The sequence below is a fragment of the Shewanella sp. BC20 genome (assembly GCF_003129585.1).
GTDB classification, from domain to species: Bacteria; Pseudomonadota; Gammaproteobacteria; order Enterobacterales; family Shewanellaceae; genus Shewanella; species Shewanella seohaensis.
In genome coordinates this window covers 137,695-149,520 of sequence record NZ_NHRI01000002.1, presented here as the reverse complement: position 1 = coordinate 149,520, position 11,826 = coordinate 137,695, and the positions used below count along the sequence as shown (strand labels likewise).

Sequence of the window (11,826 nt, the reverse complement as noted above, 5' to 3'; positions counted from 1 at the left end):
GGCGAGCATCTCATGGACAAATGCAACACAGGTTCCAGAGACGATTGAATGGCACTATTGCAGAATTTGGCGGGGCTAAAACAAAAACAGGCGGCATATTTGCCGCCTGTTCTCTAGAATTCAGAATTACTGATTCTTAGAAACGTAATCGATCGCTGCTTGAACAGTAGTGATCTTTTCAGCTTCTTCATCAGGGATCTCGGTATCAAACTCTTCTTCCAGAGCCATAACCAACTCAACAGTGTCCAGAGAATCTGCACCCAGATCGTCAACGAAAGATGCCGCTGGTTTAACGTCTTCTTCTTTAACGCCCAGTTGCTCTACAATGATTTTCTTTACACGTTCTTCGATGTTGCTCATTAGTTTTCTTTCCTATTCAAATTACGCACTTGCGTAAGATTGCGAGTAGTTTATTAGATTTGGCTGACAATGCAAGCTTAGTTTTCGTGGTCTAACCACGAAATTTAGCGACCAATTGATACAGATCACTACTCAGTTGCGACAGTATCCCTGCCATCCGCCCTTAAACCATGTACATTCCGCCATTCACATGCAAGGTCTCGCCTGTGATATAAGCGGCAGAATCCGACGCCAAGAAGAGTACGGCATTAGCAATTTCTTGCGCTTGCCCTAATCGTTCCATCGGAACCTGAGACATGATAGCTTTTTGCTGATCTTCGGTCAGCTCATCAGTCATATCGGTCTGGATAAATCCAGGAGCGATAGCATTAACTGTAATTTGACGAGATGCAACCTCTCTTGCAAGAGATTTTGTAAATCCGATCAAACCAGCTTTTGCTGCCGAGTAGTTAACTTGACCTGCATTGCCCATAGTGCCTACCACTGAACCGATATTGATGATCCGGCCGAAGCGCTTTTTCATCATGGTACGCATCACAGGTTTTGATAGTCTGAATAATGATGTCAGGTTGGTATCGATGATATCGTTCCATTCATCATCTTTCATTCGCATCAGCAAGTTATCACGGGTGATACCCGCGTTGTTGACTAGAATATCAACATCACCCGCTTTTTCTTTGATCGAATCGAATAAATCGGTGACGGATTGACTATCGGTAACATTAAGCACTAAACCAAAACCTTTGTCACCCAGATATTCTTGAATTGCTGCGGCGCCCTTCTCACTTGTGGCAGTTCCTACCACAATCGCACCGGCTTCGACTAAGGTTTCGGCAATCGCGCGGCCAATACCACGGCTCGCGCCTGTCACTAAGGCAACTTTGCCCGCTAAACTCAGATTGATACTCATACAAACTCCTTATTCAGTTAACGCGGCAAGGGATGCAACGTCATTAACTGCTTGGGCAGAAAGAGATTTATTAATGCGTTTCGCAAGACCTGTCAATACTTTACCAGGACCACACTCAACTAACTGGGTAATACCTTTTTCGGCCATTAATTCAACAGTTTCGCTCCAGCGTACAGGGCAATACAGTTGACGAACCAGCGCATCTTTAATGTCGGCAACCACAGTGGGTGATGCCACATCTACGTTATTGATAACAGTGATGCTTGGCGCATTAAACTGCACATCGTTTAAAGCAAGGGCTAGTTTATCAGCAGCAGGTTTCATTAATGCGCAGTGTGATGGCACGCTGACAGGCAACGCTACCGCCATTTTGGCGCCCCCCGCTTTACAGGCCGCAGCGGCACGTTCAACAGCCTCTTTTTGACCGGCGATAACCACTTGGCCTGGGCTGTTAAAGTTAACAGGACTCACCACTTCGCCTTGGGCAGCATCAATACACGCATTAGCAATGCCGTCATTATCCAGACCGATAATCGCGTACATAGCGCCAGTCCCTGCGGGGACTGCTTGCTGCATCAGTTGACCACGGAGTTCAACCAGTTTGATCGCATCTTTAAAGTCAATGACACCTGCACAAACCAATGCAGAATATTCACCTAGGCTGTGACCCGCTAACATCGCAGGCATAGCCTTACCAGAAGCAACATAGGCACGCCAAATCGCCACACTTGCCGCTAATAAGGCAGGCTGGGTTTTATCGGTTTCATTTAAGGTTTCAACGGGGCCGTCTTGCACTAATGCCCACAGATCATACCCTAACACCTCACTCGCTTCGGCAAAGGTTTGTCCCACAATCGGCTGCGCACCAGCCAACTCGGCTAACATGCCTAGGGCCTGTGAACCTTGGCCTGGGAATACAAAAGCTACATTTTCCATATCAAATTACCTATGGCGAACTTAATTTATTGAACACTAAACCGTTATCTTGGACAGCAAACCAAGATAACGATAGTTAGGAATTTAGTCGTATCCAGATACGGTTAAAAACGGACGAGCGCACTGCCCCACGCAAAACCGGCACCGAAGGCTTCGAGCAGCAATAGCTGGCCACGTTGGATCCGGCCATCACGCACGGCTTCGTCTAAGGCAATCGGTACCGACGCCGCCGAGGTATTACCGTGTTTGGCAAGGGTTAACACCACTTTATCTAAGCTCATGTCCAGCTTTTTTGCCGTGGCATTAATAATGCGGAAGTTAGCCTGATGGGGAACCAACCAGTCGATTTCCGACTTATCGATATTATTCAGGCGCAATGTTTCAGTGACTACATGGGATAACTGAGTCACCGCCACTTTAAAGACGTCATTGCCTTTCATGGTCATAAAGCCAACCGCTTCAGAGGTTTCCCCCTGACGAGGTGGGAAGGCGCACTTAAGCAAGTCACCTTGACGACCATCGGCATAAATATGGGTTGAAATAATCCCTGGCTCATCGGAAGCGCCGATAACCGCAGCACCTGCACCATCCCCAAACAGAATGATAGTAGTACGGTCTTCAGGCTCACACAGACGGGATAATACGTCAGCACCAATCACTAATACTTTTTTCGCGGTACCATTTTTAACGAATTGGTCCGCCACAGATAAGGCATACACAAAACCTGAACAAGCCGCCGCAATATCAAAGGCTGGAATGGTGTGTACGCCGAGCATGGCTTGAATTTCGCAGGCCGCCGCAGGAAAGGCATTTGCCGCACTGGTGGTGCCACAAATGATCATATCTAACTCTGATGCTTCTATGCCGGCCATCTCGAGCGCCTTTAATGCCGCCTGATAGCCCATAGTTGAGACAGTTTCGTCTTGCGCCGCGATGCGACGCTCTGAAATACCTGTACGTTCAACAATCCATTGGTCACTGGTTTCCACCATTTTTTCCAAATCTTGATTGCTACGCACCTGCACTGGCAGATAACTACCAGTTCCGAGAATTTTTGTATGCATAAGGAGGAATCAGTTATTTATATCTAAAAGAATCGACTCCAAACGATCTTTTATCATTTCGGGGAGTCGACGTTGCGCTTCAGTCACTGCCAAACTAATTGCTTGTAAATAGGCAGTTTCATCCGCATTTCCATGGCTCTTTACAACTATGCCGCGCAATCCTATCAGACTTGCACCATTATAGTGGTCGGGGTTCATCTGGCTGAGGACCGCCTGAATGCGTGGGGCGATGAGTTTTGCCAAAAAACGCACAAAGAAACCTTGGGTTAGGCCACGTTTTAACTGATGAACCAATAACTTGGCAATGCCTTCAGAGGTTTTGAGCGTGATGTTACCCACAAAACCGTCACAAACGATCACATCCACATTACCCGAGTAGATTTCATCACCTTCAATAAAGCCGGTGTAATTAATTTGATCGGTGTTTTGCAGTATTTGCGCCGCTTGTTGAACCTGATCGTTGCCTTTGATTTCTTCTGTACCCACATTAAGGAGTGCAACTTTAGGGCGGGATTTTTTATCCACCGCCTCACACAGCACAGAGCCCATCACGGCAAATTGGAAAAGCGTTTCTGAATCGCAGGAGATATTGGCACCTAAGTCCAATAAATAAACTGGCTTTTGCGTGACCGAGGGTAAGCAACTGACCAACGCGGGCCTGTCTACACCGGGCAAGGTTTTTAATAACACCTTGGCCATGGCCATTAAGGCACCAGTATTGCCCGCACTCACACACGCCGACGCTCGTCCATCACGCACCAGTTCAATCGACAAGCGCATCGAACTATTCTTGCGGGTACGCAAAGCGTGCACGGGTCTATCGGACATGCTCACCACTTCATCGGTGTGAATGACTTCAATACGTGAGAGTAACTGTTGTTCTGCTTGACGCAGATAGACATCAATTTCAGTCTTATCGCCGACTAAAATGATTTTAAGAGAAGAGTGAGATTTTAGTGCCCGCAAGGCTGCAGGCACCGTGACGTGGGGGCCATGATCGCCACCCATCGCATCTAACGCGAGCGTCAGACTCGTCATTAGGAAACCAACAAATTACTTGTTGATTACCTTTTTACCGCGATAGAAACCATCAGCAGTCACGTTGTGACGCATATGGACTTCACCGCTGGTAGCGTCAACAGACAGCTGAGCAGTGCTCAGTGCGTCATGTGAACGGCGCATACCGCGCTTAGAACGAGATTTTTTATTCTGTTGTACAGCCATTGGCCCTGTCTCCTAGATTACTTGCTCTTCAGTTTTTCTAACACTGCAAACGGATTTGGACGCTCCTCTTGAGCGGGTTCGATCTCGCCTACAACTATGTCCATTGACCCGATGTTGCAATCAGTTTCTTCATGCATCGGGATGATAGGCATAGCGACTATCAATTCATCTTCGATCAATTGATGCAGACGTACTTCGCCAATCTCATTGCACTCAATTGGGTCATACGCATCCGGGAGCTCATCGATTTCTGCCTTAGTCCGGCATGGACCGAAGCAAAACTCGACCGTAACCTCAGTGGTAAATAGCGTCATGCAACGTTGACAAACCAGAGTGAGCTCCGTCACAGCCTTCCCTTTCAGGTAGACTATCCCCTGCAAATCTACGCCACATTCAATCGACACTGCCACATCGGAACAGTCGCCGGCACATAACTCATTTAATCTTTTCAATTGCTGCCCTGGCACTATCCCCTCATAGGTAGAACGGCTCGAGGCGGCGCGAATAGGATCAATTGAAACCGGTATCTTTACTGTTTGCATAAGGCGCGCATATTATAGTTTGAAAACGCTAGAGTCAAAGAAAAATTTCTAACTTAAGTCCCAGTTTGCGACTTAAGTGATTCTCTAGCCCCAACATTGAAATTAACGGAAGCGAAATTTTACCCAAGCACGGGGCGGCGCACAAGCGTAAGCCGTCTAAAATAGCCGCACTCATCGTAAGAATCCCCGATTACCGCCCTAAAGTCATGATATCTGCCACCACTCGCTTGCATTCAAGCGGCCAGGTTGGCGACAATAAGTCAGGTTTTCTTATGGATTTTACCGATGACGCCCCAGTTAATCCTCGCTTCTACCTCTGTTTACCGACAAGCACTATTGCAAAAATTAGGCTTAGCCTTTGAGACTTGCAATCCGGATATCGATGAAAGCCCCATGGCAAATGAGTCCGCTCAAGACTTAGTCTTACGACTCGCCAAAGCCAAGGCTGAGGCAGGTGCAAGCCATTTTCCACATGGATTAATTATAGGCTCAGATCAGGTCGCCGTGATTGACGGCAAGATTATTGGTAAGCCATTAAATCGAGACAATGCGATTAAGCAGCTTAGCCAAGCCTCGGGCAAAGCTATCACCTTTTATACCGGTCTTGCGCTCTATGATGCCAAGACTGGAGAAGTGACGGCTCAGGTCGAACCTTTCACCGTGCATTTTCGTCAGCTGACGGCCGCGCAAATCGCCGCTTATGTCGATAAAGAGCAACCTTTTTATTGTGCGGGTAGCTTTAAGAGTGAAGGTTTAGGGATTGCTTTGTTTACTCGCTTAGAAGGTCGAGATCCTAACACCCTGATTGGGCTGCCCTTAATATTGTTAACTGAAATGCTGCTCAATCATGGAATCGATGTCTTAGCCGACTAGTGTGAAGTGGTTATTAAGGTGGCTGACGTAAGTGCGGTTCGAGATGGGCAAGCGAGATGGCACTGTTATCCATAATCGCTTGCCTAGATAACTCAACAAGCACTTAGGTTATTAGCGATTCAGCTCAGCATTCTTCATTAATCGGCGCTGATGAGTCAATCACTATAAATGCAGCAAGAGTTTTTCAGGGGAATCAATTAAGGCGATGGGATTAGCTTGCTTGAGTATTTCTTCTCTATGAGCGCCGTAAGTGACACCCACACCGTCGATACCCGCATTCGCCGCCATGGTTAAATCCAACAAAGAGTCTCCGACCATCAAGGCGCGTTCAGGCGGAACACCTAACTCCTGCAGCAAACTTAAGATCATTTCTGGGTGAGGTTTACTCTGCGCCTCATCGGCGCAGCGCGAAGCAATAAAGTAGTGACCTAAGCCGGATTGCTCCCACACGCGCACTAAGCCTGCTCTCGCCTTACCCGTTGCGACAGCAAGTTGATATCCTGCTGTTGATAATGATTCGAGTAGTTGGGGGGCTTGGTTAAAAATCGGCGTCGGCGTGGTATCAAGGTGCAAATACTGCGTCTTAAACTCAGCGCGCATCTTAATATAGCAATCATCAGTGCCAACAAGCGCTTGAGTCGCCCCCGCTTGTGCTGCGCTGCTTGCAGATCCGTTACGCGGCGGCACTGAAGTCAAACCTTCGGGAAATAACACCTGTAACGCCTGCGTCATCGACAAGCCAATCACATTGCGAATATCCGCCTCAGCAGGCACTGGTAGCGCCAGCGCCCTAGCCATATTCTCAATACAAACAATGATTTTACCGATGGAATCCATTAACGTGCCATCCCAATCAAAAATCACTAAATCATATTTTCGTTGGCTTGAATGACTCACTGACACTTTCATGCTCTCAGGTTATCCGTAGGTAATAGGCGCAGACACAAACACTAAGCCACTAAGCCACTAAGCCACTAAGCCACTAAGCCACTAAGCCACTAAGCACGCTTTAACTTGCCTAGCAGTTGCTGCAAATTATCATCGAGCGGCGCAGAGACTCGCATCACCTCATCGTTTTCAGGATGAATAAACATTAATTCTGCCGCATGTAAAAACAGCCGGGTCAGACCGAGTGCACGCATACTGTCATCAAACGCCTGCTCGCTGTATTTCTCATCACAGGCGATAGGATGCCCCATATATTGGCAATGCACACGAATCTGATGAGTACGTCCAGTCACAGGGCTCGCCTGCACCAGAGTACAACCTTGATAACGTTGTACAATTTTAAAGCGCGTTTCCGAGGGTTTGCCTTCGGCATTGACTCGAACGATACGCTCGCCCGACTTAAGCGTTAATTTTAATAGCGGCTGTTTAACCACTTTATCCTGCGCCGACCACTCACCTTTGACTAAGGCCAAGTAATCCTTCTGCATCTTTTTATAACGCAACTGATCGTGCATATGTTTAAGGGCACTGCGTTTTTTGGCCACCAACAACACACCCGAGGTGTCTTTATCGAGACGATGAACCAGCTCTAAAAACTTTTGTTGCGGACGTAAGGAGCGTAGCGCCTCAATCACACCATAATCGACACCACTGCCACCATGTACCGCAATGCCAGCAGGTTTATTCAATACAATCAGATGATTGTCTTCATGCAAAATACGGTCTTCAAGCTGCGAGACTCTGCTCAAGTTTGCAGAAGGCGCGGTGCGATTATCCTGCTCAGCCATTCTGACCGGCGGCACACGGACCACATCACCGATTTGCAATTTGTACTCGGGCTTAATGCGTTTTTTATTCACCCGTACTTCACCCTTGCGGACGATACGGTAAATCATGCTCTTAGGAACGCCCTTTAGCACTGTGATTAAAAAATTGTCGATTCGTTGGTCGAGGTGGTCTTCGTCAATCGTGATCAACTGCACCTGTTGCTGTGGAGATTCTGTATTCATGATGTGCCATCTGCTTAAAACGGCGGCCATTGTACAACACTTAAGAAGAATTGTGCCTTTCCATTGCTGAATTTTTTGATTATTGCTATATTTCACCAGCGATTAGGGATAAGCCGTGAATAAAGTGTTCACAAGGTCCCAGTCCCAAGTGAAAAGCTTTATAGATTAAAAAAGATTTTCTTGATAGCAACTCATTGATTTGCAAATCGTATACTGAGTAAAAATACCACAAATGCGTTTTTTACGATTAAATCGAGAATCTAACCTTACTTTGACTAGGTTTATCTAAAGTTTTTCTCACCGATTTCGAAATATATTTTAACTTGTCGTCAGACAAACCGATTCGACTTGGGCATTACCGGAACGAAATTAAAGAATTTATGGGGTTGGTTGATGTTTTACAACGAATTCCTTGTTTTTGTAATCATTAAAAAATAAGCCATAAATAGGATGCGACACGCAGCGACTGCGTCTAACAGTAATGCGCACCTTGCCTAGCCACCAGCCGTGAGGCTTCGTTGACCTACTGCTAGGCCCGTAATGCAGCGAAACGCGATTGTTTGATGACCTCCATTTAAAGAAGAATGACGTCATCATGAAACGTATGTTAATCAATGCAACTCAATCAGAAGAGTTGCGTGTTGCCCTGGTTGACGGGCAACAACTGTACGATCTGGATATTGAAAGTCCTGGTCACGAGCAAAAAAAATCCAACATTTACAAGGGTAAAATCACCCGCGTAGAACCCTCTTTAGAAGCAGCTTTCGTTGATTATGGTGCTGAGCGCCACGGCTTTTTACCGCTAAAAGAAATCGCCAGAGAATACTTTCCTAAAGGTTATTCTTTCCAAGGTCGCCCAAACATCAAAGAAGTGGTCAGTGAAGGACAAGAAGTTATTGTTCAAATTGACAAAGAAGAGCGCGGCAACAAAGGTGCTGCACTGACGACCTTTATCAGCTTAGCGGGCTCTTACTTAGTGCTGATGCCAAACAACCCTCGTGCTGGCGGTATTTCTCGCCGTATCGAAGGTGATGAGCGCACCGAATTAAAAGAAGCCATGGCCGATTTAGAAGTACCAGCGGGTATGGGACTTATCGTTCGTACTGCGGGTGTTGGCAAAGAATCGACTGAACTGAAGTGGGACTTAAAAGTTCTACAACACCACTGGGCCGCCATTACCGAAGCCGCACAAAGCAAAGCCGCTCCTTTCTTAATTCATCAAGAAAGTAACGTGATTGTACGTGCAATTCGTGATTATCTGCGCCGTGATGTGGGCGAGATCCTCATCGACCACCCTCGCATTTTTGAAGAAGCCAAACAACATATCGCACTGGTGCGCCCTGATTTCGTCGAACGCGTAAAACTCTACGAAGCCGAAGTGCCATTGTTCACTCACTTCCAAATCGAGTCGCAAATCGAGTCGGCGTTCCAACGTGAAGTGCGCCTGCCATCGGGTGGTTCGATTGTTATCGACCCAACTGAAGCATTAACCTCAATCGATATCAACTCTGCCCGTGCAACTAAGGGCGGCGATATTGAAGAAACCGCATTAAATACCAACCTTGAAGCCGCCGATGAGATTGCCCGTCAATTACGTCTGCGTGACTTAGGTGGTCTGGTCGTGATCGACTTTATCGATATGACGCCCGTGCGCCATCAACGTGAAGTAGAAAACCGCCTGCGTGATGCCGTACATCACGACCGTGCCCGCGTACAATTAGGCCGCATTTCTCGCTTCGGTCTGATGGAAATGTCGCGTCAACGTCTGCGTCCATCCTTAGAAGAATCAGCTGCACATATCTGCCCTCGCTGTCATGGCCAAGGCACGATTCGTAGTACCGAATCTTTAGCGCTGTCTATTCTGCGTTTGATGGAAGAAGAAGCCATCAAGGAAAACACCTCACAAATCGAAGCCATCGTGCCTGTCGATGTGGCGGCCTTCCTGCTGAACGAAAAACGCAAAGCGATTCGTATCACTGAGCAACGCCATGATGTAGAAGTCTATGTGATCCCAGATCCACATATGATGACTCCTGATTATCGCGTTATTCGTCACCGCACTGACGATGAAATCGATGAATCCAGCTACAAGCGCATCGAACAGCCAGAAGCCAAGTTATACGAACCCCGTAAACTGGAACGCACTGCTGCGCCAGCACCAGCCCTAAAAGGCTTCACCGCACCGCAGAAAGTCGAGCAAGCCGCTGCACCTGTTGCCAACAAAGTGGAAGCAACTGAGCCTGGTTTCTTCAGCAAACTGTTCAGTGCCATTGGCGCGTTCTTCAGCTCAAGCGATAAGCCTGCGGCTGAAAAGACGACAGAAACCAAAAAGTCTGACAGCCAAACGGCCAATGCGAACCGTCGTAATCGTCGTAATGACACTCGCCGCACTCGCAATAACCAAGATACTGACAAAGCGAAAGAAGGCACCCGCGAGCCACGCACTCGCAATGCCAAGAAGTCGGCTGATGCGCCTCAGGCTCAAGAGCGCCCAGCTCGTGAAAAAGACGAGAATGCAAAGCGCACTAAGCCAGAGCCTAAGAGCCGTAATCAAGCGCCGAAAGAAGTGGTAGCTGAGTCTCAAGACGACACACCAAAGCAAGAAGTGGCCCGTGAGCGTCGTCAGCGCCGTAACATGCGTCGTAAAGTACGCATCGATAACGCTAATGAAACTACCGAAGCGCCAATTCAAGAAGAAGTGGTATTAGCCGAAGTGGCCGCCGTTAATGCTGCCAATACTGACGTTGCAACTGAGCCACAAGCTGAAACCAAAGCTCCTCGCTCACGTCGCCAGCCACGCAAAGATGCCGCTGTTGCCAATGAGACAGCAGAAGCAACTGACGCAGTAAGCCAAGTGGAAGCAAGCGCTGAAGTTACCGCTGAAAAGCCAGTGGTTGAAAACCGTGCTGAGGCCCCAGCTGACGTAATCGAAGTGAAAACCGAAGCCGAGACCGATGCAGATAGCGCAGAAGTCAGTGCCGATGCAGATGATAAAGCGAAACGCGAATCTCGCGATGGACAACGTCGTAGTCGCCGTAGCCCACGTCATTTAAGAGCGGCCGGTCAACGTCGTCGCCGTGATGAAGATGAGCAAGGCGTCTCTGCACCTGCGCAATTCGTACCAAACGATGCACTCGGTGATGCTCAAGACTACCCAGCGCCAACCGCTCAAACTGCAGAAGCAGCAGAGACCACAGCAGCAAAAGCAATTGAAGCCATCGCTGAACCGACTGTGACTTCTCCTGCAACTGTAGTCGACACGGCAGATGTCAGTGTGGTTGCTGAAACCAACGCCAATAACGCTGTTGAGACTGAAGTTGTTGAGGTAGTAGCTACCGAGCAAGCGGCCGAGATTAAAGCTGAAGTTGAAGTAACAGAAGCGCCTGCTCATACTGCGGTAAACAACAAGCCGGAGACAAGCGTTAAGGCTGAAGAAGTTACTGTTGAGCCAGCTAAAGCGGTAGAAGCGGTTACAGAAGCCATTGTGACCACTGCCGAAACTCCAGTTGCTCAAGCAAAAGCAGAAACTGTTGCAGTTGAGGCAGTAGCGCCCGAAGTAGAAAAAGCCGAAGTGAAAGATGCCGTGAAGTCTGTGGCCTCAGCTCCAATGGCAAAACCTGCACCTATCGTTAAACCTCAGGCGAAACCCGTTGTGACTCAAGCTGTCGCAGCCCCTGCAGCTGAAGCCGAAGTGAGCAAGCCCAAGGCGGCGAGTCGTTTTGGTTCAATGGTGTCATCTGAAATGACCAAGCCAACGGTAGAAGTCAGAGCTCAGGTTGAAGTGCCGAAAGGCCGCGAGTATGACAATGTCGCCTCCGCCGAAGCCGCTGCGCCTAAACTGAAACACAGCAACAGCGCCGAATCGGATATGGCTCGTCCATAATCCTCAAACTGTTGTGAAAAAAGCCATGCACTTGCATGGCTTTTTTATTTTCAGCAAATTCAGCCATATTTAAGGT

The 11,826-nt window shown here is 48.0% G+C and carries 11 protein-coding genes; 2 read left to right on the top strand and 9 right to left on the bottom strand.

The window, feature by feature from the left end:
* Window positions 1-126: 126 nt before the first annotated feature.
* From acpP to yceD, 7 genes are all read right to left on the bottom strand, one after another.
* Window positions 127-360, bottom strand: a complete 234-nt coding sequence (gene acpP, locus CBX96_RS03135) for an acyl carrier protein (RefSeq protein ID WP_006081231.1) — start codon at window positions 358-360, stop codon at window positions 127-129.
* Between the two features lie 163 nt (window positions 361-523).
* Entirely contained in the window at window positions 524-1,270 is a 747-nt protein-coding gene (gene fabG / locus CBX96_RS03130) for a 3-oxoacyl-ACP reductase FabG (protein WP_011623152.1), read from the bottom strand.
* 9 nt (window positions 1,271-1,279) lie between these two features.
* Window positions 1,280-2,206, bottom strand: a complete 927-nt coding sequence (gene fabD, locus CBX96_RS03125; RefSeq protein ID WP_109285666.1) for an ACP S-malonyltransferase — start codon at window positions 2,204-2,206, stop codon at window positions 1,280-1,282.
* 104 nt (window positions 2,207-2,310) lie between these two features.
* Complete coding sequence (locus tag CBX96_RS03120) at window positions 2,311-3,270, bottom strand: beta-ketoacyl-ACP synthase III (RefSeq protein ID WP_011626536.1); 960 nt, start codon at window positions 3,268-3,270, stop codon at window positions 2,311-2,313.
* 9 nt (window positions 3,271-3,279) lie between these two features.
* The gene (gene plsX / locus CBX96_RS03115) at window positions 3,280-4,308 is read right to left on the bottom strand and encodes a phosphate acyltransferase PlsX (RefSeq protein ID WP_109285665.1); all 1,029 of its coding nucleotides are present in this window, start codon (window positions 4,306-4,308) and stop codon (window positions 3,280-3,282) included.
* Window positions 4,309-4,323: 15 nt separating this feature from the next.
* The gene (gene rpmF / locus CBX96_RS03110; protein WP_011072715.1) at window positions 4,324-4,494 is read right to left on the bottom strand and encodes a 50S ribosomal protein L32; all 171 of its coding nucleotides are present in this window, start codon (window positions 4,492-4,494) and stop codon (window positions 4,324-4,326) included.
* Between the two features lie 17 nt (window positions 4,495-4,511).
* A complete protein-coding gene (gene yceD, locus CBX96_RS03105; protein WP_011623156.1) occupies window positions 4,512-5,036 on the bottom strand; it encodes a 23S rRNA accumulation protein YceD in 525 nt (174 codons plus the stop codon).
* 285 nt (window positions 5,037-5,321) lie between these two features.
* Here yceD and CBX96_RS03100 point away from each other — a divergent pair, with 285 nt between their 5' ends.
* Window positions 5,322-5,909, top strand: a complete 588-nt coding sequence (locus CBX96_RS03100) for a nucleoside triphosphate pyrophosphatase (protein WP_109285664.1) — start codon at window positions 5,322-5,324, stop codon at window positions 5,907-5,909.
* Between the two features lie 162 nt (window positions 5,910-6,071).
* Here the strand turns inward: CBX96_RS03100 and CBX96_RS03095 are convergent, their stop codons facing one another.
* The gene (locus CBX96_RS03095) at window positions 6,072-6,818 is read right to left on the bottom strand and encodes an HAD-IA family hydrolase (protein ID WP_109285663.1); all 747 of its coding nucleotides are present in this window, start codon (window positions 6,816-6,818) and stop codon (window positions 6,072-6,074) included.
* 89 nt (window positions 6,819-6,907) lie between these two features.
* Window positions 6,908-7,867, bottom strand: a complete 960-nt coding sequence (gene rluC, locus CBX96_RS03090; protein WP_109285818.1) for a 23S rRNA pseudouridine(955/2504/2580) synthase RluC — start codon at window positions 7,865-7,867, stop codon at window positions 6,908-6,910.
* Between the two features lie 595 nt (window positions 7,868-8,462).
* On the opposite strand from rluC, the gene rne reads away from it, so the two are divergent.
* Window positions 8,463-11,750: a ribonuclease E gene (gene rne, locus CBX96_RS03085; protein WP_109285662.1), complete on the top strand. Its 3,288-nt coding sequence runs from the start codon at window positions 8,463-8,465 to the stop codon at window positions 11,748-11,750.
* Window positions 11,751-11,826: the final 76 nt, after the last annotated feature.